This is a genomic window from Janthinobacterium sp. JF4 (genome assembly GCF_059617925.1).
Genome location: NZ_JCAQAV010000017.1, coordinates 67924 through 91163, shown reverse-complemented (window position 1 = coordinate 91163; position 23240 = coordinate 67924). Strand labels below are relative to the sequence as shown.

Below are 23240 nucleotides of genomic sequence, written 5' to 3'. Positions count from 1 at the left end.
ATAGAATTATTAAAATTGTATTAGTTTAGATCAAGAGTAAGCTTTCATTTGCGTACTCACTACGCGCAGGAAATAGGTAAAAACGGCAATGGGATGACTTCCCGGGCAGGCAGGGACGCGTCCCGACAAAATGAAGCGACTGTCTTCTAAAAAGGGGATTTTCATGAAAAGCATAAAGAGCATTGCCATCAAGGCATCCATGCTGGCCGCCGTGACGGTACTGGCTGGCGCAGCACAGGCTGCCACCTGGGTGGATGTGGGGCCGGCCAGCGGTTTCGTCATTGACGGCAGCGTCGTGACTTATTCGCCCTCTCCGGCACTACAGGTAAAGTATTACGACGATAATCTCGTGCCACAGGATCCCTCGGACATCCAGGGTTATATCAATGGCGTGTTCGGCACCAGTCTGGGCGCTGCCGTCTCGTATTGCGACAACGCCACCTCTGGCTGCACCGCCGGCACCACGGCAGACTTCAGCGGCGGCGTCAATTCGTATACGAGCGCGGCCGCCTATGACTATCTGGCCATCCACTTCGGCCAGGGCGAACTGGTCTTCCACTGGGCCGCTCCCTTGGCTGCCGGCACCACCTTCACGGTGTCGGGCCTGCCCAAGGAACTGAGCAACTACAGGGCTTTCATTTCCGCCGTGCCGGAACCTGAAACCTATGCGATGTTGCTCGCCGGCCTGGGCATGCTGGGCTTCCTGGCACGCCGCCGCCTGGGAAAGCAAGCATCGTAAGCATCATCGGCGGCAGCGGCGCACCAGCGCCCGCTGCCGCCTTCCATGCCAGCCGCATCTTTACGCCGCGCTTGCGGCGCCAGGCCGGCTTTTTACACCATTTTTAGATTTCCCTCGCTATGCTCGACGGCATCTACTGCTGATCGAGGAGGGAAAACTCATGCATGAACAACCGTTTCAGCCACGCGCACGCAGCGTGATCCGCCAGCATCTGCCCGTGCGGGAGCGGCTGCGCCTGGCCCGGCTGGCCAGCAAGAAAATGGCATCGGTATTCACCGCGCTGCTGTGCGCGGCGCCGCTGCTGTATTTGCTGAGCGTGGTGCTGTTTGCGCAGCCGTGACATGGCAGGCAGGCGAGCGATGGAAGATGAAGAGTGATGGCTGGCGACAGGCTGTCGCTTGCATGACCAGCATAAGCTGGTCCGCCCAGAGGGAATCGAACCCCCATTCACGGTTTAGAAGACCGTTGTCCTATCCGTTGAACGATGGGCGGAAAGGTGCAGTATTTTAGTCCATGCGCGCCAGCAATGAAATGCCTGCGCGGAATAGAAAACGGGCTGTCATTTCTGACAGCCCGTTTATGACTTTGGTCGGAGTACAAGGATTCGAACCTTGGACCCCCTGGTCCCAAACCAGGTGCGCTACCGGGCTGCGCCACACTCCGAAGACAAGATAATAACGCCCCCACCCTATTTCGTCAATTGCCCTAGACGAAATAGATGGAAATAACTATCGGTTCCGGCCTGTCACGCGGTCACTTTATCCGCGATGCGGCGCGCCATCGACTCGGCCTTCTCTTTGTCTTTCGCTTCCACCATCACGCGGATCAGCGGTTCCGTGCCCGAAGCGCGGATCAGCACGCGGCCCGTGTCGCCCAGCTCGGCTTCGACCAGTTCCTTCTCGGCCACCATGGCGTCATTTTTCTGCCAGTCGAAACCGGGCGCCACGCGCAGGTTGATCAGGGTTTGCGGGAACAGCACCAGTTCGGCCAGGCATTGCTGCAGGCTTTGGCCGCTGCGCTTGAGCGCGGACAATACTTGCAGCGCCGAGACGATACCGTCGCCCGTCGTGTGCTTGTCCAGGCACAGCAAATGGCCGGAACCTTCGCCGCCCAGTATCCAGCCCTTCTCCTTCATGACTTCCAGCACGTAGCGGTCGCCCACCTTGGCGCGCGCAAAGCCGATGCCCTGCTGCTTGAACAGCACTTCCAGCGCCATATTCGTCATCAAGGTGCCGACTGCGCCAGCCACGGGGCCTGTCGCCAGGCGGTCCTTGACCATGACGTACAACAGCTCGTCGCCGTTATACAGGCGGCCCGTGGCGTCGCACATGATCAGGCGGTCGGCGTCGCCATCGAGGGCGATGCCGAGATCGGCGCCGTGCTCGACGACGGCTTCGGCCATGGCCTTGGTTGCCGTGGCGCCGAAGCCCGCATTGATGTTGAAGCCGTCGGGCTTGTTGCCGATGGCGATCACTTCCGCGCCCAGCTCATGGAACACGTGCGGGGCGATATGGTAGGCGGCGCCGTGCGCGCAATCGACGACGATCTTCAGGCCACGCAAGTCCAGCTCGTTCGGGAAGGTGCCCTTGCAAAATTCGATGTAGCGGCCCTGGGCATCATCGAGGCGCTTGGCGCGGCCCAGCTTGTCCGACGGCACGCAAGCCATGGGCTCGTCGAGCGCCGCTTCGATTTCCAGTTCCACGCTGTCGGGCAGCTTGGTGCCCTGGCCGGAAAAGAACTTGATGCCATTGTCATGGTAGGGATTGTGCGAGGCGGAAATGACCACGCCGGCCGCCAGGCGCAGCGCCCGCGTCAGGTAAGCGATTGCCGGTGTCGGCATGGGGCCGGCCAGCATCACGTCCACGCCGGCGGCCGACAGGCCCGCCTCCAGCGCCGCTTCCAGCATGTAGCCGGAAATGCGCGTGTCCTTGCCTATCAGCACGGTCGGGCGCGCCTTGCCGCCTTGCGACTTGGCCAGCACCTTGCCGGCCGCATAACCGAGGCGCATGACGAAATCGGGGGTGATCGGAGCCGTGCCCACCAGGCCGCGAATGCCATCGGTGCCAAAATATTTACGCGTCATAAAGTTCTCTTTTTGTTGTTTATAATGAATCTTACAGGTTCAGTGCGCCATGCGCCAGACCTTCAGGGCATCGACGGTTTCAGCTACATCATGCACACGGATAATTTCCGCGCCTTGCGCTACCGCAGCAAGCGCCCCGGCAACGCTACCGGCCAGGCGCTGCTCGACGGGGCGTCCCGTGACGGCGCCGATCATCGACTTGCGCGACAGGCCGGCCAGCACGGGCAGGTCCAGCTCGCTGCGCAGCTGGCGCGTGGCGCGCAGCAAGGCATAGTTCTGTTCCACCGTCTTGCCGAAACCAAAGCCGGGATCGACGCACAGGCGCTCGCGGGCGATGCCGGCCGCCGTCATGGTGTCGATGCGCTGGCGCAGGAAGTCGGTGACTTCGCGCACCACGTCCTCGTACTGGGGCTGGTCCTGCATGGTTTGCGGCACGCTTTGCATGTGCATGATGCACAGCGCGCAATTGCTGTCCCGCACGGCGTCGATGGCGCCCGGCGCGCGGAAACCGTTGATGTCGTTGATCATGTCGGCGCCCGCCAGGATGGCTTCGCGCATCACTTCAGGTTTGTACGTGTCGACGGACAGGGGCTTGCTGCAATCGCGCAAGGCGTACAGCACCGGCATGACGCGCTGCAACTCGTCCTGCAGCGGCAGCGGCGGCGCGCCGGGACGGCTCGATTCGCCGCCGATGTCGATGATGTCGACGCCATCAACCATCATCTGCTCGGCGCGCGAAATGGCAAATTCCAGGTGTTGATACTGGCCCGCATCGGAAAACGAGTCGGGCGTGACGTTCAGGATGCCCATCACCAGCGCCTGCGTGCCCTGCAGGTTGAAGCCGAAACGGCCGAATTGCAAATAGTGTCGCATGTGAATCTTTGTAGTCGTCATGAAAATCTGGCGCGGCAACGAAAAAGGGCAAGGATTGCTCCTTACCCTCGTTCTTGCCATACCCTTGCGCGCCGCCCGTCAGGGCGGCCGTTATCAGGCTGGCGCCGTCACGTTTGGCGAGATGCCGCCCGTGCCGCTATCACCGCCCGCATTGCGGCGTGGCGGAATGACTTTGGGTGGACGCGGCTCCAGGCCGGCCATGATGTCATTGATTTGCTCTGCATCAATGGTTTCCCATTCCAGCAAGGCTTTGGTCATCATTTCGACCTTGTCGCGGTTGCTTTCCAACAAAGTGCGCGCCAAGGCATATTGCTTGTCGAGAATGTTGCGGATTTCAGCATCGACCTTTTGCTGGGTCGCTTCCGAGATCGTCTTGGTGGCGCCACCGAAAAAACCTTCGTTTTCGCTGTCTTCGTAGACCATCACGCCCATGCTGTCGGACATGCCGAAACGGGTCACCATGGAACGGGCCAGCTTGGTGGCACGCGAGAAGTCGTTCGACGCACCGGTGGACATTTGTCCCACGAAAATCTCTTCGGCGATACGGCCACCGAACAGGATGGAAATTTCTTCCAGCATCTTGTCCTTGTAGGCGGACAAGTTATCGTGTTCCGGCAACTGCCAGGTCAGGCCCAGGGCCCAGCCGCGCGGCATGATCGTCACTTTATGCACGGGATCGGCCTTCGGCAGCAGCTTGGCAACGACGGCGTGACCGGACTCATGGTAAGCCGTATTGCGACGCTCTTCCTCGCGGATGATCATCGACTTACGCTCAGGACCCATGTAGATCTTGTCCTTCGCATCTTCGAAGTCGGCCATTTCCACCAGGCGCTTGCTGCGGCGGGCCGCAAACAGGGCTGCCTCGTTGACCAGGTTGGCCAGGTCGGCGCCCGAGAAACCGGGGGTGCCGCGGGCCAGGATATCGGCTTTCACGTCAGTACTGATAGGCACTTTACGCATGTGCACGTTCAAGATCTGCTCGCGGCCGCGGATATCGGGCAAGCCGACGGAAACCTGGCGGTCGAAACGGCCTGGACGCAGCAAGGCTTTGTCGAGCACGTCGGCGCGGTTGGTGGCGGCCACGACGATCACGCCGGAGTTCGCTTCAAAGCCATCCATCTCGACCAGCAACTGGTTCAAGGTCTGTTCGCGTTCGTCATTGCCGCCGCCCATGCCGGCGCCGCGGTGACGGCCGACAGCGTCGATTTCATCGATGAAGATGATGCACGGCGAATGCTTCTTCGCGTTTTCGAACATGTCGCGCACACGGCTGGCGCCCACGCCGACGAACATTTCCACGAAGTCGGAGCCGGAAATCGAGAAGAACGGCACCTTGGCTTCGCCGGCGATGGCGCGTGCCAGCAGGGTTTTACCCGTGCCCGGAGGACCGACCATCAGCACGCCGCGGGGAATGCGGCCGCCCAGTTTCTGGAATTTGCTCGGATCCTTGAGGAAGTCGACCACTTCGTTGACTTCTTCTTTCGCTTCGTCGCAACCGGCGACATCGGCGAAGGTGACGGTGTTGCTGGCTTCATCCATCATGCGCGCCTTCGACTTGCCGAACGAGAATGCTCCGCCCTTGCCGCCGCCTTGCATCTGACGCATGAAAAACACCCAGACGCCGATCAACAGCAGCATGGGGAACCAGGAAACAAAAATAGTTTGCAGGAACGACGCTTCCTCAGGCGGACGCACATCGAAATGCACGCCATTGTCGCGCAGGTCGCCGATCAGGCCCTTGTCGAGGCTGGTGGCGGTGGTACGTACCTTGGTGTCGTCCATCAGCTTGGCGGTGATCGACGAACCTTCGATCACGACATCCTTGACGCGCTTGGCTTTGACTTCATCCAGCAAATCGGAATAAGCGATGGCCTTGCTGCCGCCTGTGGCGCCATGACTGTCGAATTGCTTGAACAGCATGAACAACAGCAGCAATACGACTACCCAGATGGCAGATTTGGAAAACATGTTATTCACGAAGACTCCTTGGATGCAGTGCGCATCTCTTTACCTATAGCTAGAAACACGATTTTACTCGCAATAAGCGGGCCGTGCCAAAGCCCGCCGATCCGTGCGCGCGAAAAAACCGCGTTCACGCAAAAAAATGCAGTATAAACAATTTAGGCTTTTATGCCATCAGACGCTACTGCACTTCTCGTTCCCATGTGCGGATTCCATCTCAAATATCAAGGGCGGAATCATCTTCTTGCACGGCATTTTTCAGCGGATTCTTGATTCCACGTCCCATCAGGAAGATTTCCGACGATTTATCGCGGCTGGCCTTGGGCTTTTTCTGCACCACGACCTTGAATTCAGCGCGGAATTTCTCCACGATCTGGCTGAAACCCATGTCTTTAAAGCATTTCACCAGCAGCACGCCCGATGGTTTCAAATGCAATTGCGAAAATTCGATGGCCAGGTCGATCAAGTGTTCCATGCGCGCGGCGTCCGCCGTGGCGATGCCCGACAGGTTCGGCGCCATGTCCGACAGGACCAGGTCGACCTTGCGTCCTTGCAACACCACTTCCAGCTGGCGCAGCACGCGCGCTTCGCGGAAGTCGCCCTGGATGAAGTGGAAATCGGCGATCGGCTCCATTTCCAGCATGTCCAGGCCAATCAGGGTACCATTGACCCCGCCGCCGTCCTTGCCGGCCAGCTTGCGCCGCGTGTACTGGGCCCAGCTGCCAGGAGTGCAACCAAGGTCGACAATCACCTGGCCGGGTTTGATCAGTTTCTCGTCTTCATCGATTTCTTTGAGCTTGTATGCTGCCCGGGCGCGGTAGCCCTCTTTTTGCGCCAACTTCACATAAGGATCATTTATGTGGTCGTGCAACCAGTTTTTGTTTAATTTCTTCTTTGCCATTCGCGTAGAATACTGCTTTTAAGGGAATTACTAAATATTATTATGCTAAAACTTACACCCGTAGAGCGCAGCGCACTGCGCGCCGAAGCACACGCGCTGAAGCCTATCGTCATCATTGGCGAAGCGGGCTTGACACCTGCTGTCCTCAAAGAGATCGACCTTGGCCTGGATTCGCACGGCCTGATTAAAGTCCGCGTGTTCGGCGACGACCGCGAAGCCCGCGTCGGAATGTACGATACGATTTGCGGCAATCTCGGCGCCGCCCCGGTACAACATATTGGCAAACTGCTGGTAATCTACCGTCCAAAAAAAGAAGTGGTTAAGGAGAAGGTCAGCGCCGGCAAAGGCATGCGCGAAGTGACCATCGTCAAGGCCAGCGCCAGCGGCACCAAGCGCCCCAGCGTGACGAAAGTCATGATCAAGGGCAATGAGCGCGTTACCGAAGGCGGTTCCATCAAGCGTGCCAAGCCACGTCAGAAAAGCGCCAAGAAAAGCGCACTGGGCAGCAAGTAAGCCTGTTCACCCGGCCACCGGAAGGCGGCCGGGCTTGAAACAAGAAGCGGAGCACGGGATATTCCCTGCTCCGCTTTTTTTGTTGCTGCTGCGGCATTTGTCGGATTACGCGTGGCCTACGGCCTCGCTAATCCGACCTACGTGTTGCCATGCAGGTCGGATTGGCGCGCAGCGCGTAATCCGACAACACCACAGACAATTACTGCTGTTTCCAGATCAGCACACCCGCCAGCAAGCTTTGCACGGCAAAGATCACGGTCGACACGCCATGCAGCATGCCGAAGCGGCTGCGCATGGCCTCGTCCATGATGCCCGACGGCGCTTGCGCCTTGAGCTCGGCCATCAGGGGTGAAATGCCGAAATGGCTGAGCAGCGCGCACACCAGCATGGACAGCACCAGCGCGGCCAGGAGGCGCCGGCGCTTGAGCTCCAGCGCACCGGGACTCCATTGCAACAGGGCCAGCAACACCAGCGCGCAGGCGATCGACAGCCAGGCTTCGGCGCGGAACATGCTGCCGGCGATATTGCCTGCCAGCACGCGGTCGCTCAGGGTGCCAAACAGGGTCGGCGCCACGATGAAGCCGATGCTCCACAGGCTGCCGGCCCACAGGGTGGCAACGAGGATGCGCACGCGGCCCAGCATCAGATGTACAGTACTTCCAGGATTTCGTATTCGCGCGGGCCGGACGGCGCCTGCACTTCCACCACGTCGCCGGCGTACTTGCCGATCAGCGCGCGGGCGATCGGGGACGTCACGGACACCTTGTTCATTTTCAGGTCGGCTTCATCGAGGCCGACGATCTGGTAGGTGACTTTCTGGCCCGATTCCAGGTCTTCCAGGTTCACGGTCGCGGCAAACACCACGCGGCCTTCCGCGTCGAGCGCGGTCGGGTCGATGATTTGCGCTGCGCCCAGCTTGCCTTCGAGCTCGGCGATGCGGCCTTCGACGAATGCCTGGCGTTCCTTGGCGGCATCGTACTCGGCGTTTTCCGACAAATCTCCGTGCGAGCGCGCTTCGGCGATCGCATCGATGACGATGCGGCGTTCCTTGGTCTTCAAATGATGCAGCTCTTCTTTCAAGAGTTCTGCGCCGTATTTGGTCAATGGGACTGAGGTCATGTTATCTCTACTATCTGCTAGTTATCGGTGCCGTTGCCCGTGTTTCATCACGGTTAACGGACTTACCAAGTGAAAACCACAGAGGCCGCGCGCTGCTCTGCACGGAACTCTGTGGTTGATAAGCATGCAGTGTACCGCCTAACGGCGGCCACTGCAAACGCACTTAGTTCAAGGTCTTGTGCAGACCTTGCAAATCGTACACACGCAGCTCATCCAGGTGACGGATGCCTTCGACGGCCGCTTCCGCGCCCGCGATGGTGGTGTAGGTCGTCACGCGCGACGCCAGGGCCGACGTGCGGATGGCCCGCGAATCGACGATGGCGCTGCGCTTTTCTTCCACGGTGTTGATCACCAGCACGATTTCATGGTTCTTGATCATGTCGACCACGTGCGGACGGCCTTCGATCACCTTGTTCACTGGCGTGACGGCGATGCCGGCAGCAGCGATCACGGCGGCGGTGCCCTTGGTGGCGACCACGGTGAAGCCGGACTCGACCAGGTCACGCGCCACTTGCACGGCGCGCGGCTTGTCCGACGCTTTCACGCTGATGAAGACCTTGCCCGATTTTGGCAGGTTGACGCCGGCGCCCAGTTGCGATTTCACGAACGCTTCGCCGAAGGTCAGGCCCACGCCCATCACTTCGCCCGTCGATTTCATTTCAGGGCCCAGGATGGTGTCCACGCCCGGGAACTTGACGAACGGGAACACGGCTTCCTTGACGCTGAAGTAAGGCGGCACGACTTCCTGCGTGATGCCTTGCGAGGCCAGCGACTGGCCGACCATGCAGCGCGCGGCGATCTTCGCCAGTTGCAGCCCGGTGGCTTTCGAAACGAAAGGCACGGTGCGCGACGCGCGCGGGTTCACTTCCAGCACGAAGACGACGTCTTTCATTTCGCCATCGATCTCTTGCTTCTGGATCGCGAACTGCACGTTCATCAGGCCGACCACATTCAAGCCCTTGGCCATCAGCGCCGTCTGGCGTTTCAGTTCTTCAATGGTTTCCGGCGCCAGCGAATACGGTGGCAAGGAGCAAGCCGAGTCGCCCGAGTGCACGCCTGCCTGTTCGATGTGTTCCATCACGCCGCCGATGAAGGTCGTTTCGCCGTCGGAGATGCAATCGACGTCGCACTCGATGGCGTCGTTCAGGAAGCGGTCCAGCAGCACGGGCGAATCGTGCGACACCTTGACGGCTTCGCGCATGTAGCGCTCGAGGTCGCGCTGCTCGTGGACGATTTCCATGGCGCGCCCACCCAGCACGTACGATGGACGCACGACCAGCGGGTAACCGATTTCCTGTGCCAGCGCCAAAGCGTCGGCTTCCGTGCGCGCGGTGCGGTTAGGCGGCTGGCGCAGTTCCAGCTTGTGCAGCATCTGCTGGAAACGCTCGCGGTCTTCGGCCGCGTCGATCATGTCGGGCGACGTGCCGATGATCGGCACGCCGTTCGCTTCCAGGTCCAGCGCCAGTTTCAATGGCGTCTGGCCGCCGTACTGCACGATCACGCCCACCGGTTTTTCGATGGCGACGATTTCCAGCACGTCTTCCAGCGTCAGCGACTCGAAGTACAGGCGGTCCGAGGTATCGTAGTCGGTCGAAACCGTTTCTGGGTTGCAATTGACCATGATGGTCTCGTAGCCGTCTTCGCGCATGGCGAGGGCCGCGTGGACGCAGCAATAGTCAAACTCGATACCCTGGCCGATACGGTTCGGGCCACCGCCCAGCACCATGATCTTTTTCTTGTCGGTCGGGTTCGATTCGCACTCTTCGTCGTACGTGGAATACATGTACGCCGTGTCGGTCGAGAATTCGGCCGCGCAGGTATCGACGCGCTTGTAGACGGGACGGATGTTCAGCGCATGGCGCTGCTGGCGCACGGCCGTGTCGGTCGTCTGCAGCAGGAAGCCCAGGCGGCGGTCCGAGAAGCCTTTCTGTTTCAACTTGTACAGGGTGTTCTTGTCCAGGTTTTCCAGCTTCTGCGTGTCCAGCCACAGTTCCAGGTCGACGATTTCCTTGATCTGGATCAGGAACCATGGGTCGATCTTGGTCAGGTTGTGCACTTCTTCCAGCGTGAAACCCTGGGCAAACGCGTCGCCCACGTACCAGATGCGCTCAGGACCAGGCTCGCCCAGTTCTTCTTCGATCTTTTCGCGGTCCTTGGTCTTTTCGTTCATGCCGTCCACGCCCACTTCCAGGCCGCGCAAGGCTTTCTGGAACGATTCCTGGAAGGTGCGGCCAATCGCCATCACTTCGCCGACGGATTTCATCTGCGTCGTCAGGTGGTGGTCGGCGGTCGGGAATTTCTCGAACGTGAAACGGGGAATCTTCGTGACGACGTAATCGATCGACGGTTCGAACGATGCCGGCGTGGCGCCGCCCGTGATTTCATTGCGCAGCTCGTCCAGGGTGAAGCCGACGGCCAGTTTGGCGGCGATCTTGGCGATCGGGAAACCCGTCGCTTTCGAGGCCAGGGCCGAGGAACGCGATACGCGCGGGTTCATCTCGATGACGATCATGCGGCCATCGACGGGGTTGATCGAGAATTGCACGTTCGAGCCACCGGTGTCGACGCCGATCTCGCGCAGCACTGCCAGCGAGGCATTGCGCATGATCTGGTATTCCTTGTCCGTCAGCGTTTGCGCAGGAGCGACGGTAATCGAGTCGCCCGTGTGCACGCCCATCGGATCGAGGTTTTCGATCGAGCAGATGATGATGCAGTTGTCCGCCTTGTCGCGCACCACTTCCATCTCGTACTCTTTCCAGCCCAGCAACGATTCTTCGATCAGCAGCTCTTTCGTCGGCGACGCTTCCAGGCCGCGCTTGCAGATGGTTTCGAATTCTTCTTCGTTGTAGGCGATGCCGCCGCCGGAGCCGCCCATGGTGAACGATGGGCGGATGATGGTCGGGAAGCCCAGGGTGCGCTGCACGGCCCACGATTCTTCCATCGAGTGCGCCACGCCGGAGCGTGCCGAACCGAGGCCGATCTTGGTCATCGCGTCCTTGAACTTGGAACGGTCTTCCGCCTTGTCGATGGCTTCCGGCGACGCGCCGATCAGTTCGACATTGTATTTCGCCAGCACGCCGTTGTTGAACAGGTCCAGCGCGCAGTTCAGCGCCGTCTGGCCGCCCATCGTCGGCAGGATGGCGTCAGGACGCTCCTTGGCGATGATGCGTTCAACGACCGACCAGGTGATCGGTTCGATGTAGGTCACGTCGGCCATTTCCGGGTCCGTCATGATGGTCGCAGGATTGCTGTTGACCAGGATGACTTTGTAGCCCTCTTCGCGCAGGGCCTTGCACGCTTGCGCGCCGGAATAATCGAATTCGCAGGCCTGGCCGATCACGATCGGGCCAGCGCCAATAATCAGAATACTTTTGATATCTAAACGTTTAGGCATTTTTCTTTTTCTCCTCCGCAGCCATCAAGTTGATGAAGCGGTCAAACAGGTAAGCAACATCCATCGGGCCCGGCGACGCTTCAGGGTGGCCCTGGAAGCAGAAGGCCGGCTTGTCCGTGCGGGCAAAGCCCTGCAGGGAACCGTCGAACAGCGATTCATGGGTCACGCGGCAATTCGCGGGCAAGGTTGCCGCGTCGACTGCGAAACCGTGGTTTTGCGAAGTGATCAATACCTGTTTCGTTTCCAGGTCTTGCACCGGGTGGTTGGCGCCGTGGTGGCCGAACTTCATCTTCAAGGTTTTCGCGCCGGAAGCGATCGCCATGATCTGGTGACCGAGACAGATGCCGAAGGTCGGGATGCCCTTCTCGATCAGCTCTTTCGTCGCGGCAATCGCGTAGTCGCACGGTTCCGGGTCGCCGGGGCCGTTCGACAGGAAGATGCCGTCCGGATTCAGCGCCAGGGCGTCGGCGGCCGTCGCTTGCGCGGGCAGCACGGTGACCTTGCAGCCGCGCGCCGTGAGCATGCGCAGGATATTGCGCTTGACGCCGTAGTCGAAGGCAACCACGTGGTACTTCGCGTCCGCGTCAGCCAGCTGGCCGTAGCCTTCGCCCAGGGTCCATTCCGTTTCGCGGTATTCGTAGGCGGCCTTGCTCGAGACTACTTTGGCCAGGTCCATGCCGGCCAGGCCGGGGAAGGAACGGGCCAGTTCCAGCGCTTGCGCGGCGGACGGTTCGTTGCCTTGCGTGCCGACCAGGATGGCGCCGCCCTGCGCACCTTTTTCACGCAGGATGCGCGTGAGCTTGCGTGTATCGATGCCGGCGATGGCGACGATATTTTCAGCTTTCAGGTAGTCGGACAGGGAGAGCGTGGAACGGAAACTGGATGCCAGCAATGGCAGATCGCGGATGATGAGGCCAGCGGCGTGTACCTTGGAAGACTCGACGTCTTCCGGATTCACGCCCGTATTGCCGATATGCGGATAGGTCAGGGTGACCATCTGGCGGCAATAGCTTGGGTCGGTAAGGATTTCCTGATACCCGGTCATCGAGGTATTGAAAACAACCTCGCCCGTGGTATGACCGGCGGCACCGATCGAAAAACCTTTGAAGATCGTTCCATCAGCAAGCGCTAATATGGCTGGAACGGCAGGGCCAGAAAAAAATGGCGGCAAGGGCAACTCCTGATAAAGTTACCGTAGCTGCGCCACGTCAGACCGACCGCCTAGATACCCGAGCCAGATGCACTCAGGGTGTTTCAACGGTCATTTTGAATGAGGGGATGGGTAGTCGCTACGGTATATGTGTGATTGGCTAAACCTTTGAATTATAACCAAAAGGAAGCTTTTCCACAAGGAAGAAAATGTGGAATGCGCGGCATTTTTTTGCGCAGCAGCATAAATCCTGCGCCCCATGAAAAAAGCCGCCCGGCTTGCGCGGGGCGGCTGGTTCTGCAATTGCGGCTACTACTTAGGCGGTCAAAGCGGCAATACCCGCTTTGGCGATTTGCGCATCTTCCGCCGACTTGACGCCCGAGACGCCGACGGCGCCCACGTAGTGACCGTCGAACACGATAGGCACGCCGCCTTCGAGCAAGCCGTCGATTTCCGGCGCGCTCAGGAACGACACGCGGCCGCCATTGATCATCTCTTCATAGATGCGCGATTCGCGGCGGCCCAGTGCGGCCGTCTTGGCTTTCGATGGGGCGATGTGCGACGAGATCGGCGCCACGCCGTCCATGCGCTGCAGCCACAACAGGTGGCCGCCGTCGTCGACGATGGCGATCGTGACCGCCCAGTTATGCTTGACCGCTTCCGCTTCGGCGGCGGCAGCGATTTTCTTTACGTCGTCCAGGGTCAAAATCGGTTTCGATTGCATGGTGCATCCTTGTTATGTTGAAGCAAAATTGTATACGAAATGCGCAGCAGCGCCAGCCCTCACTGCTCGCGCCTGGCTTTCAGCTTTTGCTTGAGCTGCGCCATCACGGCAAAGGTCGCCTGCTCGCCCGCCAGGATCGCCTGGTTGCGGCTGTTGAAATCGTTGCCCTTCATGGTGCCCAGGCTGGGCTGGATCACCACGTCCGCATCCTTCAATTCGAACTGGTTGATGCGCTGGCCCATGATGGCGAAGGTCTGCATCAGCACTTCCATCGAGCTGATGGCCTTCTGGGTATCGGTTTGCGATGAAATATTCACGGCGATGATGAAGTCGGCGCCCATGTCGCGCGCAAAGCGCACGGGTACGGGAGCGACGAGGCCGCCATCGACATAGGTGTGGCCGGCAATCGTCACGGGCTGGAACACGCCGGGCACGGCCGACGAGGCGCGCACGGCCATGCCGGTGTTGCCGCGCTGGAACAGGATCGGCTGGCCATTCTTCAAATCGGTCGCCACCACGCCAAACGGAATCTTGAGTTTTTCCAGCGGCACGCCGCCGACAGCCTTGTTGACATAGCTTTGCAGCGCTTCGCCCTTGAGCACGCCGGACGACTTGCCGAACAGGGGCAAGGCCCAGTCGGAAATGGCCGCCTCGTCCATGTCGAACGCCATCTTTTGCAGGGCAAAGCCGGAATTGCCCGCCGCATACATGGCACCCACCACGCTGCCGGCGCTGGTGCCCGTGACGATGTCGGCATGGATGCCTTGCGATTCGAGCGCCTTGATCACGCCGATGTGCGCAAAACCGCGCGCCGCGCCACCGCCCAGCGCCAGGCCGATCTTGATCTTGCGGGGCGTGACGACGATGGGCTCGGGTGGCGTCAATACTTGTATCGGTTTCGGGGCGGTGGTATCGCAGCCGGCCAGTACAAAGGCGGCCAGGGCAAGCAGGGTCAGGCGTTTAGGGAACATGGTGGAGAGGGGGAACCGCGCGCGGCAGTGGCAATAAAGGAGAGCCGATTGTAGCGCAAGCGGGGCCGCTGGCACTGAAGGCAGTCTTAAATGGCTATAAATGACAATATTGAGAGGAAACGTGCGCCTCTGCTCTGCTGTTAGACTGGCAGCTGTTTTTTTACGTGCTCCCGCTATGTCAGAACTTCAATTTGCCGACAGCCGCGCCCTGGCCGAACCGTTCGCGCAACAGCTATCCAACTATCCGCCCGACGGCGCCCTCGCCTGGCTGACCGCCATCCTCGCCACGCAGGCGCCCGCGCTGCGCTCGTCGAACGCCATCTTGCTGGCCTACACGGGCAATCCGGCCGCCCTCGCCTGGATCGACGCCAACGTCGGCTCGCCCGTGGCGGGAGCATGGGGCGTGGCGGCGGCCCTGCTGGGCACGCCGTGGCCACACATCCTGGACTGGCTGCGGCGCGGCGGCCCGCACCGGCTGATGGCGCTCGACACCCTGTGCGCGTATCGCAAGCCGGCCGTCAACATGTCGCCGCTGGAACAGATCGCCGCGCCCGTGCTGCCGCAAGCGCCTGCGCGCGCCGACCTCGATGCGGCGCTGGCCGCTTGCCTGGCCGTGTCCGCCACTCCGCGCATCCAGGCGGCCGTCGACTCGATCAAGCAGCATGCGGACGACATCGTGCGCGGCGGCCCACGCGGCGTGGCCGTGGCTGACCTGCCGCGCCTGTACCTGGACCCGGCGCCGTTCCAGGATGCTACCTCCATCCTGGAACAGCACGAAACGGTGGTCGCCGGCATGCGGCAAAACCTGCAGAACCTGCTCAAGGGCATACTGTGAGCCGGCAAGCCCGCGTGACGATCGACTTGAGCGAAATCAACTCGCCGCGCCAGCTGCACGCGGCGCTGGCCGCCGCGCTGGGTTTCCCTTCCTTCTACGGCATGAACTGGGATGCGTTCCGGGATGCCATCACGGGCCTGGTGGACATGCCGCAACAGCTGGAGCTGCGCGGCTGGCCAGCCTTCGCCGCACGCCTGCCGCACGATGCGGCCATCCTGCAACGCAGCCTGGCGCGCCTGGCACAGGACATGCCGGACCAGACGGTGCAGCTGCGTTACGTTTGACACAAGGTGTCGCCAGGAAACGCTTGACAGCCAGCCACCACTTCCCTTACATTGGCTGCATGTCCTCCTTCAAACATTCCTCCCCTTCCCTGCTGTCGCTATCGCGACTACTGCTAGCACGCGCATAACGTTTGCCGCATTGCTTCGCTTGGCCACACGCCGGCGTGTTTCAAAAACCCTGGAAGGTTTGATGATGTTTGCACCATCCCCATTCGTACACGTAGTTCTCCCTGCGACCGCCCCCGCTGGCATCGTCGCTGCACTGCTATCGCTACCGATCGCTTGCCTGGCCTAGTGTTGCGTGGCCGCCCGGCAAGCTTGCGCCACAACCATTGATTTCCCCCTATCTTCTGGAGTACCCGATCATGATGTTGCAAAACCCAGCTTCCAAATACCGCGCCTTTCCTCCCGTCAAATTGACCGACCGTCAATGGCCGAACCAGATCATCAGCAAACCGCCCATCTGGATGAGCACCGACTTGCGCGATGGCAATCAATCCTTGATCGAGCCGATGAGCGCGGAAAAGAAGCTGCGGTTCTTCGAGATGCTGATCGCCATCGGCCTGAAGGAAATCGAAGTGGGTTTCCCATCGGCATCGCAGACGGATTTCGATTTCGTCCGCAAGCTCGTCGATGAAGGCCGCATCCCGGACGACGTCACCATCATCGTGCTGACCCAGTCGCGCGAAGAATTGATCCGCCGCACGGTGGAATCGGTCGTCGGCGCCAAGCGCGCCATCGTCCACCTGTACAACTCCGTGGCGCCTGTGTTCCGCAAGGTCGTGTTCGGCATGTCGCGCGAAGAAATCACGCAGATCGCCACCACCGGCACCACCCTGGTCAAACAGCTGGTGGCGCAGCACCCGGAAACGGAGTGGAGTTTTGAATACACGCCGGAATCGTTCTCCACCACGGAACTCGATTTCTCCAAGCATATCTGCGACGCCGTCAGCGCCATCTGGAAGCCGACGCCGGCCAACAAGATGATCATCAACCTGCCATCGACCGTGGAATGCAGCACGCCCAACGTGTATGCGGACCAGATCGAATGGATGTCGCGCAAGCTGGCGCGCCGCGATTCCATCATCATCAGCGTGCATCCGCACAACGACCGCGGCACGGCCGTCGCGTCGGCCGAGCTGGCCGTGATGGCGGGCGCCGACCGCGTCGAAGGCTGCTTGTTCGGCAATGGCGAGCGCACCGGCAACGTCGACCTGGTTACTTTGGCAATGAACTTGTACACGCAAGGCGTGCACCCGGGCCTGGATTTCTCCGACATCGACACCGTGCGCAAATGCGTGGAAGAGTGCAACCAGTTGCCCGTCCACCCGCGCCACCCGTATGCGGGCGACCTGGTCTTCACGGCATTCTCCGGCTCGCACCAGGATGCGATCAAGAAAGGTTTTGCCAAGCAACAACCGGACAGCATCTGGGAAGTGCCGTACTTGCCGATCGACCCGGCCGACCTGGGCCGCAGCTACGACGCCGTGATCCGCGTCAACAGCCAGTCCGGCAAGGGCGGCATGGCGTACTTGCTGGAACAGGAATACGGCCTGGTCTTGCCGCGCCGTCTGCAGATCGAATTCTCGCGCGCCGTGCAAGCCGTGGCCGACGCCACGGGCCGCGAAATCGCCGCGCAGGATATCCATGCCATCTTCCAGCAGGAATACCTGGAGCAGACGGCGCCGTACGCCTACGCTGCGCACCGCATGGTGGAAGACACGAGCAGCGATGAATCCGTGCAGATCGACATCAGCCTGTCGCACCGCCAGACACCGCTGGCCCTGCAAGGCGGCGGCAACGGCCCCATCGATGCCTTCGTCAATGCGCTGGGCCTGGACATCAAGCTGATGGACTACCATGAGCATTCGATCGGCTCCGGCGCCAACGCGCAAGCGGCTTGCTACGTGGAATTGCGCCTCGATAACGGCCCGACCCTGTTCGGCGCAGCCATCGACAGCAATATCGTCACCGCCTCGTTCAAGGCCGTGCTGTCTGCCGTGAACCGCCGCATCAAACAGACGGACGCCGAAAAAACAACAGCGGCCGACGTGGCTGCCAGCGCCGCCTGAGCACGGTTCGGGTATCCCTCCTAGGGAGAAAAAGCGGTACGGCTTGATCGCCGTGCCGCTTTTTTCATTTCTATTTGGCAATTAGTAGTGCAAATCAGGTATCGCCGGCCGTATAATCGTTTCATAATAAGACCACCGGAGACAGATTATTAGCTACCGAGGGAATCAGTATGAAATTGACGGATATGAAGATAGGCGTGCGCCTGGGGGCCGGTTTTGGCGTGGTGCTGCTGCTGATGGCAGTGCTGGTAGGCACGGGCCTTCTCCGGCTCGACAAGATCGGCGCGCTCAGCGAAGCCATCATCGAGAAAGACTGGGCCAAGGCCGACGCCATCGCCACCATCCGCAGCACCACGCGTTCAAACGCGGCACTGGTGCTGGAACTGTTCATCCATGAAGATCCAGCCCGCGCCAACGCCATCCACGGCGAAATCGATGCCAACAAGGCCACCATCACCGATGCGCTGGTGGTGCTCGACCGCCTGGTCGTGCTGCCTGAAGGCAAGGAGCTGCTGGCCACGCTGAAGCAGCAGCGCAAGGCCTATGTCGTCTCGTTCAGCCATGCCGACAAGCTGTTGATGGCGGGACAGCGCGCGCAAGCGGCCGTGCACGTGCGCGACGATACCCTGCCCGCCCTGAATCAGTTGCAAAAGACGGTGAACCGCCTGAACGAACTGCAGCGCGAAGTGGTCGTACACGGCGGCCAGCAAATCGAGCACAATATTGCCGCAGCGAATGTGCTGATGGCCAGCCTGGGCACGGCCGCGCTGCTGCTGGGCGTGCTCTTTGCCTGGCGGGTCACGCGCTCGATCACCACGCCCATCGCGTATGCCCTGCGCGTGGCGCAAGCCGTGGCCGCAGGCGACCTGAGCAGCAAGATCGTGGCCGACGGCAAGGATGAAGCGGGCCAGCTGCTGCAGGCGCTGCGCGACATGAATACCAACCTGGCCACCCTGGTGGGGCAAGTGCGCGGCGGCACGGGGACGATTGCCGTGGCCTCGAGCCAGATCGCCAGCGGCAATGCCGACCTGTCGGCCCGCACGGAAGCGCAAGCCAGCGCGCTGGAAGAGACGGCCTCGTCGATGATCGAACTGACGGGCACCGTGCGCAGCAATAGCGACAATGCGCGCCAGGCCGACAGTCTGGCCCGCTCGGCATCCGCCATCGCGCAGCGCGGCGGCTCGGCCATGGCGGAAGTGATCGGCACCATGGACGCCATCAATGCCTCGTCGCGCAAGATCGTCGACATCATCGCCGTCATCGATGGCATCGCCTTCCAGACGAATATCCTGGCCCTGAACGCGGCCGTGGAAGCGGCGCGTGCCGGTGAGCAAGGCCGTGGCTTTGCCGTGGTGGCCTCCGAAGTGCGCAACCTGGCGCAACGCTCGGCGGCGGCGGCCAAGGAAATCAAGGAACTCATTGCCGACTCCGTCACCCGCGTCGGACAAGGCGCACAGCTGGTCAGCCAGGCGGGCGCCACGATGGATGAAGTGGTGGCCAGCGTGGGCCGGGTCAGCGCCATCGTCGGTGAAATCAGCGTCGCCAACCACGAGCAAAGCGAAGGCATCGAGCAGATCAATGCCGCCATCATGCAGATGGACCAGACGACGCAGCAAAACGCGGCCCTGGTCGAGGAAGCGGCCGCGGCGGCGGCGGCCATGCATGAACAGGCGGGTGAACTGGAAACCCTCGTCAGCCAGTTCAAGCTGGAGCAAAATGCCGGCGGTAAAGCGCCACCCCGCCCTGACGCGCCTGCCGCCCCGCGCTTGAATTAAATGGCTTATTCCACCTGGCGCGCCAGGCGGATGCCGGAAAATTGCCAGCGCGCACCGGCCGGGAAGAAATTGCGGTAGCTGGCGCGCGCATGGCCGGCCGGCGTGGCGCACGATGAACCGCGCAGCACATACTGGTTCAGCATGAACTTGCCGTTGTATTCGCCCAGCGCCCCCGGCGCCGTGCGGTAGCCCGGATACGGCGCGTAGCTGCTGCTGGTCCACTGCCAGCAGTGGCCGAACATTTGCCGCAAGCCCGCTCGCGGCGCGCCGGCCGCCGGGTGCCACTGGCCCACTTCCACCGCGACGCCTTGCGCCGCCAGCTCCCACTCCGCTTCCGTCGGCAGGCGCGCGCCGGCCCAGTGCGCATACGCGTCCGCCTCGAACAGCGACAGATGCGTGGCCGGCGCCTGCAGGTCGAGCGGACGCAAGCCAAACAAGGTGAACTCTTGCCAGTGGCCCGCCCCGTCGCGCTGCCAGTACAGCGGACATTGCAGCTGCTGACTGCGCACCCAGTCCCAGCCTTCGGCCAGCCACCAGTGCGCCGTGCGGTAGCCGCCCGCCTCGATGAAGGCCAGATAGTCGCCATTCGTCACCAGCGCGCTGGCCAGTTCGAACGGCGCCACGTATTGCGGATGGCGCGGCAATTCATTGTCGAAGCAAAAGCCATCGCCCGCATGGCCGATCTGCGCCAGGCCGCCTTCGAAAGCGAGCCAGGCCGTGGGCTGCGCTGATGGCGCCGCACTGTCCGTCACACTGTTCAGGTAAGCGGGAAACAGGGCGCTCTGCGCCAGCAGGTGCTTGACGTCCGTCAACAACAACTCCTGGTGCTGCTGCTCGTGTTCGAGCCCCAGCGCCAGCAGCATGGTCAGCCGTTCGCGCTCCTCGCGCGCCAGTTCGCCCGCCAGCAGGCACGCGATGCGCGCATCGACGTTGGCCCGGTAGGCGCGCACCTGCGCCATGCCGGGCCGCGTCAGCAAGCCGCGCTGGGCGCGCGGGTGCTTCTCGCCCACGCCGTTGTAATACGAGTTGAACAGCACGCGGAAGGCCGGGTGGAATGGCGCAAACGCCGCTTCCATGCTTTCCAGGATAAACGTTTCGAAAAACCAGGTGGTATGCGCGAGATGCCATTTCACGGGACTGGCGTCCGGCATCGATTGCGCGCCGCAATCCTCGTCGGACAGGGGTTCGGCAAGCAGCAGAGAATGCTGGCGCACTTTCTTGTAATGATCGATCAGCATCGTCGCCTTTTAGTCTCTGATGACGCGCGCATAGATAACGGCAAACCACTGTTGCGGGTCCGTCCACACTTGCACGGTGGAAAACCCCGCCTGCTCCAGCAAGCCGACGAAGGTGGCGCGCGTGTATTTGTAGCTGTCTTCCGTATGGATGCGCTCGCCTTTCGCGAAACGCCGCTGGCCGCCTTTCCAATGGACAACTTGCTCGCTGCGCGCTTCCAGGTGCATCTCGACGCGGCTGTCTTCCGCATTGAAGCAACCGTGGTGGCGCCACGCGCGCACGTCGAAATCGGCGCCGATCAGCCCGTTCACGTGGCGCAGCATGTTCAGGTTGAAGGCGGCCGTGACGCCCAGCGCGTCGTCATAGGCGGCGTCGAGGATGGCGTCATCCTTGATCAGGTCGACGCCAATCAGCAGGCCGCCATCGCCGTCCGCATTCGCGCGCAGGCGGCGCAGGAAGGCGATGGCTTGCTCAGGCGCAAAATTGCCGATCGACGAGCCGGGATAGAAGAACAGGCGCCGCGCCTCGCGCACGCTGTCGGGCAAGTCGAGGCGGCTGGAGAAGTCCAGGCCCAGGCCCGTCATCTCGATGTGCGGAAAGCGCTGCTGCAAGCGGCTCAGCGATTCGCTGAGGAAATCGTAGGAAATATCCACGGCCACATACTGGGCCGGGTGCAGCAAGGGGAACAGGCCGGCGGCCTTGGCGCAATTGCCGGCGCCCAGGTCGATCAGGGTGCTGCCCGGCCCCACGGCGTGGGCGATCTCGGCGCCGTGGCGGGCGAAGATGGCCGCTTCCGTGCGCGTCGGATAGTACTCGGGCAAGGCGCAGATGGCTTCGAACAGTGTCGAACCGAGGGCGTCGTACAGGTACTTGGGAGAGGTCCAGGCCTCGCGCGCCAGCAGGCCGCTGCTGATCTCGGCTATGGTGGCAGGCGTGGCGCTGGCCGCGCTGGCGGGGCGGAAATCGGACTGCTGTTGCGCAAGTGGCATGGTCATGGGCTGGCGTCGTCAATGTTAGGTTCACGAAAGGCTTGCACGGTCAGCCACCGGTCGCGCCGCCCCTGCCATAGCGGTGTGCGGGCGCCTTGCCGATGACTTTTTCTTATCATAGCGGAATCCGCGCAAGCCAGCCGTGCGGCAGGTAACGCAAAGTCAAACGGGCAGTGTGCGCACAAAAGTGGTATTGCCAAGCAAAAAGCATAAGCCTGTCGTATACTACACATTGCCGGCCAAACAATCCGCGCGCCATTGCAGTTCCCAGGCCCCCCTCTCCCCCGCGTGCCTCCCTTTACGATAGCCGTTAACACCATGCTCGAATTGCGCCATCTGTCGAAGTCCTATGCCAATGCCCGTCCCGTGCTGGCCAACATTTCCTGCCGTTTCAAGGCAGGGGAATTCATCGCCATCATGGGCGACTCGGGCGTGGGCAAGTCGACCTTGCTGAACCTGATCGCCGGCCTCGATACGCCCGACGCGGGTGCCGAAGCGCACCCTATCCTGGTGGACGGCATTGCCATGTCCAGCCTCGATGACGCCGCCGCCACCCGGCTGCGTCGCGCCCGCATGGGCTTTATTTTCCAGGCCTTCCACGTCTTGCCGCACCTGACCCTGCTGCAAAACGTGGCCCTGCCGCTGCTGCTCAACGGACTGCCCCAGGAGCGTGCCGCCAGCATGCTCGAAGCGGTCGGCCTGGGCGGACGCGGCGGCGACTTTCCACAACAATTGTCCGGCGGCGAAATGCAGCGCGTGGCCATTGCCCGCGCGCTCGTGCACAAGCCGGCGCTGGTGCTGGCCGATGAGCCTACCGGCAACCTCGACCCGGATACGGCACACAGCATCCTGCAATTGCTGCGCGCCGAAATCAAGGCCAACGGCAGTTGCGCGATCATGGTCACGCATTCGTTGGCCGCCGCCGAAATGGCGGACAGAACCATGATTCTGACGAAAAGCGGCTTACAAAATACAACAATCGTCAACCAAATTGATCAAACAATCAGTTAATTTAACTGACCATCTGTCACAAGTTTTGTTATCGTAGTATTATTTAAAACACTTGCTTGGTTATCAATATTGTAATGCGAATGTTGTCACGTCACCCAGACAGCCGTACTGCGATGACGAACTATAGCCGGGGCCGCCTAAGTGTGGTCTCGTCCCTTGCATAACCTGAAGGAGGAGTAAATGAACGTTCGGCAAAAGAAGCTGGAAATGATTGAAGCGATGAACCGGGCGCGGGCGCTCGAACCATCGAGTTTTGTGCCCAACAAACTGCTCGATACGCTGATCGAGAAGTTGAACTTGAAAAATGATGCGGAACTGTGCCGTGTCCTGGAAGTTCAGCCTCCCATCATCAGCAAGATTCGTCACGGCAAACTGTCGGTCGGTGCAACAATTTTATTGCGCATGCATGAAAAATCGGACATCACCATCCGCGAACTGAAGGAACTGTCCACCACGCCAGTCCATTGAATTACCCGCTGTTGTAATGCCATGCCAGGCACCCAGGTTCCCGGCGCCATGAACTTTTGCCATACCATTCGCGTAGTTCGCTCACCGCACAACATCCGAGCACGATAGCGAAGAGACCCA

General features: G+C 61.1%; 21 protein-coding genes and 2 tRNA genes. 9 read left to right on the top strand and 14 right to left on the bottom strand.

Annotation, left to right across the window (positions count from 1 at the left end; all coding sequences use genetic code 11):
* The first annotated feature begins 163 nt into the window (after window positions 1-163).
* Together AC54AF_RS14945 and AC54AF_RS14940 are read left to right on the top strand one after the other, a co-directional pair.
* Window positions 164-739, top strand: coding sequence for an FxDxF family PEP-CTERM protein (locus AC54AF_RS14945; RefSeq protein WP_496637157.1), 576 nt, complete (start codon window positions 164-166; stop codon window positions 737-739).
* A gap of 160 nt (window positions 740-899) precedes the next feature.
* Window positions 900-1079, top strand: coding sequence for a hypothetical protein (locus tag AC54AF_RS14940; protein WP_496637156.1), 180 nt, complete (start codon window positions 900-902; stop codon window positions 1077-1079).
* Between the two features lie 77 nt (window positions 1080-1156).
* Here the strand turns inward: AC54AF_RS14940 and AC54AF_RS14935 are convergent.
* From AC54AF_RS14935 to AC54AF_RS14910, 6 genes are all read right to left on the bottom strand, one after another.
* A tRNA-Arg gene (locus AC54AF_RS14935) sits at window positions 1157-1231 on the bottom strand.
* Between the two features lie 94 nt (window positions 1232-1325).
* A tRNA-Pro gene (locus tag AC54AF_RS14930) sits at window positions 1326-1402 on the bottom strand.
* Window positions 1403-1484: 82 nt separating this feature from the next.
* The gene (gene glmM / locus AC54AF_RS14925) at window positions 1485-2822 is read right to left on the bottom strand and encodes a phosphoglucosamine mutase (RefSeq protein ID WP_496637155.1); all 1338 of its coding nucleotides are present in this window, start codon (window positions 2820-2822) and stop codon (window positions 1485-1487) included.
* Between the two features lie 39 nt (window positions 2823-2861).
* Complete coding sequence (gene folP / locus AC54AF_RS14920; protein WP_496637154.1) at window positions 2862-3695, bottom strand: dihydropteroate synthase; 834 nt, start codon at window positions 3693-3695, stop codon at window positions 2862-2864.
* 114 nt (window positions 3696-3809) lie between these two features.
* Window positions 3810-5693, bottom strand: a complete 1884-nt coding sequence (gene ftsH / locus AC54AF_RS14915) for an ATP-dependent zinc metalloprotease FtsH (RefSeq protein WP_071077941.1) — start codon at window positions 5691-5693, stop codon at window positions 3810-3812.
* Window positions 5694-5895: 202 nt separating this feature from the next.
* Window positions 5896-6579 carry an RlmE family RNA methyltransferase gene (locus AC54AF_RS14910; RefSeq protein ID WP_496637153.1) on the bottom strand — a complete coding sequence of 228 codons (684 nt, stop codon included), beginning with the start codon at window positions 6577-6579 and terminating at the stop codon, window positions 5896-5898.
* Between the two features lie 42 nt (window positions 6580-6621).
* Between AC54AF_RS14910 and AC54AF_RS14905 the strand changes: the two genes are divergently transcribed.
* Entirely contained in the window at window positions 6622-7092 is a 471-nt protein-coding gene (locus AC54AF_RS14905; protein ID WP_010397237.1) for a YhbY family RNA-binding protein, read from the top strand.
* A 199-nt stretch (window positions 7093-7291) separates the two neighbouring features.
* On the opposite strand, the gene AC54AF_RS14900 is transcribed toward AC54AF_RS14905, so the two are convergent.
* From AC54AF_RS14900 to AC54AF_RS14875, 6 genes are all read right to left on the bottom strand, one after another.
* A complete protein-coding gene (locus tag AC54AF_RS14900; protein ID WP_496637152.1) occupies window positions 7292-7735 on the bottom strand; it encodes a DUF4149 domain-containing protein in 444 nt (147 codons plus the stop codon).
* Window positions 7735-8211 carry a transcription elongation factor GreA gene (gene greA, locus AC54AF_RS14895; RefSeq protein WP_131685828.1) on the bottom strand — a complete coding sequence of 159 codons (477 nt, stop codon included), beginning with the start codon at window positions 8209-8211 and terminating at the stop codon, window positions 7735-7737. The genes AC54AF_RS14900 and greA overlap by 1 nt, the downstream gene beginning before the upstream one ends.
* 163 nt (window positions 8212-8374) lie before the next feature.
* Window positions 8375-11605, bottom strand: coding sequence for a carbamoyl-phosphate synthase large subunit (carB, locus tag AC54AF_RS14890; RefSeq protein ID WP_077402818.1), 3231 nt, complete (start codon window positions 11603-11605; stop codon window positions 8375-8377).
* A complete protein-coding gene (carA, locus tag AC54AF_RS14885) occupies window positions 11598-12776 on the bottom strand; it encodes a glutamine-hydrolyzing carbamoyl-phosphate synthase small subunit (RefSeq protein ID WP_152252394.1) in 1179 nt (392 codons plus the stop codon). The genes carB and carA overlap by 8 nt, the downstream gene beginning before the upstream one ends.
* Window positions 12777-13071: 295 nt before the next feature.
* The gene (locus AC54AF_RS14880; protein ID WP_077402812.1) at window positions 13072-13479 is read right to left on the bottom strand and encodes a GlcG/HbpS family heme-binding protein; all 408 of its coding nucleotides are present in this window, start codon (window positions 13477-13479) and stop codon (window positions 13072-13074) included.
* A 59-nt stretch (window positions 13480-13538) separates the two neighbouring features.
* Complete coding sequence (locus AC54AF_RS14875; protein WP_131685826.1) at window positions 13539-14450, bottom strand: patatin-like phospholipase family protein; 912 nt, start codon at window positions 14448-14450, stop codon at window positions 13539-13541.
* A 175-nt stretch (window positions 14451-14625) separates the two neighbouring features.
* On the opposite strand from AC54AF_RS14875, the gene AC54AF_RS14870 reads away from it, so the two are divergent.
* The 4 genes from AC54AF_RS14870 to AC54AF_RS14855 all read left to right on the top strand — a co-directional run bounded on the left by AC54AF_RS14870 (window position 14626) and on the right by AC54AF_RS14855 (window position 19416).
* On the top strand, window positions 14626-15285 hold the full coding sequence (locus tag AC54AF_RS14870) for a hypothetical protein (protein WP_496637151.1): 660 nt from the start codon (window positions 14626-14628) through the stop codon (window positions 15283-15285).
* The gene (locus AC54AF_RS14865) at window positions 15282-15569 is read left to right on the top strand and encodes a barstar family protein (protein ID WP_496637150.1); all 288 of its coding nucleotides are present in this window, start codon (window positions 15282-15284) and stop codon (window positions 15567-15569) included. The genes AC54AF_RS14870 and AC54AF_RS14865 overlap by 4 nt, the downstream gene beginning before the upstream one ends.
* A 365-nt stretch (window positions 15570-15934) precedes the next feature.
* The gene (leuA, locus tag AC54AF_RS14860) at window positions 15935-17641 is read left to right on the top strand and encodes a 2-isopropylmalate synthase (RefSeq protein WP_496637149.1); all 1707 of its coding nucleotides are present in this window, start codon (window positions 15935-15937) and stop codon (window positions 17639-17641) included.
* 170 nt (window positions 17642-17811) lie between these two features.
* Window positions 17812-19416 (top strand): methyl-accepting chemotaxis protein, encoded by a 1605-nt coding sequence (locus AC54AF_RS14855; RefSeq protein ID WP_496637148.1) that lies wholly within the window; start codon window positions 17812-17814, stop codon window positions 19414-19416.
* A gap of 5 nt (window positions 19417-19421) precedes the next feature.
* On the opposite strand, the gene egtB is transcribed toward AC54AF_RS14855, so the two are convergent.
* Both egtB and egtD read right to left on the bottom strand, forming a co-directional pair.
* The gene (gene egtB, locus AC54AF_RS14850; protein WP_496637147.1) at window positions 19422-20654 is read right to left on the bottom strand and encodes an ergothioneine biosynthesis protein EgtB; all 1233 of its coding nucleotides are present in this window, start codon (window positions 20652-20654) and stop codon (window positions 19422-19424) included.
* A gap of 9 nt (window positions 20655-20663) precedes the next feature.
* Window positions 20664-21647, bottom strand: a complete 984-nt coding sequence (gene egtD / locus AC54AF_RS14845) for an L-histidine N(alpha)-methyltransferase (RefSeq protein WP_496637146.1) — start codon at window positions 21645-21647, stop codon at window positions 20664-20666.
* 312 nt (window positions 21648-21959) lie between these two features.
* On the opposite strand from egtD, the gene AC54AF_RS14840 reads away from it, so the two are divergent.
* Together AC54AF_RS14840 and AC54AF_RS14835 are read left to right on the top strand one after the other, a co-directional pair.
* Complete coding sequence (locus AC54AF_RS14840; protein WP_034757401.1) at window positions 21960-22652, top strand: ABC transporter ATP-binding protein; 693 nt, start codon at window positions 21960-21962, stop codon at window positions 22650-22652.
* Between the two features lie 180 nt (window positions 22653-22832).
* A complete protein-coding gene (locus AC54AF_RS14835; protein WP_131685816.1) occupies window positions 22833-23120 on the top strand; it encodes a hypothetical protein in 288 nt (95 codons plus the stop codon).
* Window positions 23121-23240: the final 120 nt, after the last annotated feature.

Bases quoted from the DNA above. Each gene is read 5' to 3' on its own strand.
- AC54AF_RS14940 (WP_496637156.1), top strand. From the start codon at position 900: ATGCATGAACAACCGTTTCAGCCACGCGCACGCAGCGTGATCCGCCAG.
- glmM (WP_496637155.1), bottom strand. From the start codon at position 2,822: ATGACGCGTAAATATTTTGGCACCGATGGCATTCGCGGCCTGGTGGGC.
- AC54AF_RS14910 (WP_496637153.1), bottom strand. From the start codon at position 6,579: ATGGCAAAGAAGAAATTAAACAAAAACTGGTTGCACGACCACATAAAT.
- AC54AF_RS14875 (WP_131685826.1), bottom strand. From the start codon at position 14,450: ATGTTCCCTAAACGCCTGACCCTGCTTGCCCTGGCCGCCTTTGTACTG.
- carB (WP_077402818.1), bottom strand. From the start codon at position 11,605: ATGCCTAAACGTTTAGATATCAAAAGTATTCTGATTATTGGCGCTGGC.
- AC54AF_RS14880 (WP_077402812.1), bottom strand. From the start codon at position 13,479: ATGCAATCGAAACCGATTTTGACCCTGGACGACGTAAAGAAAATCGCT.
- AC54AF_RS14835 (WP_131685816.1), top strand. From the start codon at position 22,833: ATGAACGTTCGGCAAAAGAAGCTGGAAATGATTGAAGCGATGAACCGG.
- AC54AF_RS14905 (WP_010397237.1), top strand. From the start codon at position 6,622: ATGCTAAAACTTACACCCGTAGAGCGCAGCGCACTGCGCGCCGAAGCA.
- AC54AF_RS14840 (WP_034757401.1), top strand. From the start codon at position 21,960: ATGCTCGAATTGCGCCATCTGTCGAAGTCCTATGCCAATGCCCGTCCC.
- AC54AF_RS14855 (WP_496637148.1), top strand. From the start codon at position 17,812: ATGAAATTGACGGATATGAAGATAGGCGTGCGCCTGGGGGCCGGTTTT.
- folP (WP_496637154.1), bottom strand. From the start codon at position 3,695: ATGCGACACTATTTGCAATTCGGCCGTTTCGGCTTCAACCTGCAGGGC.
- leuA (WP_496637149.1), top strand. From the start codon at position 15,935: ATGATGTTGCAAAACCCAGCTTCCAAATACCGCGCCTTTCCTCCCGTC.
- AC54AF_RS14945 (WP_496637157.1), top strand. From the start codon at position 164: ATGAAAAGCATAAAGAGCATTGCCATCAAGGCATCCATGCTGGCCGCC.
- AC54AF_RS14900 (WP_496637152.1), bottom strand. From the start codon at position 7,735: ATGCTGGGCCGCGTGCGCATCCTCGTTGCCACCCTGTGGGCCGGCAGC.
- egtB (WP_496637147.1), bottom strand. From the start codon at position 20,654: ATGCTGATCGATCATTACAAGAAAGTGCGCCAGCATTCTCTGCTGCTT.
- egtD (WP_496637146.1), bottom strand. From the start codon at position 21,647: ATGACCATGCCACTTGCGCAACAGCAGTCCGATTTCCGCCCCGCCAGC.
- greA (WP_131685828.1), bottom strand. From the start codon at position 8,211: ATGACCTCAGTCCCATTGACCAAATACGGCGCAGAACTCTTGAAAGAA.
- AC54AF_RS14870 (WP_496637151.1), top strand. From the start codon at position 14,626: ATGTCAGAACTTCAATTTGCCGACAGCCGCGCCCTGGCCGAACCGTTC.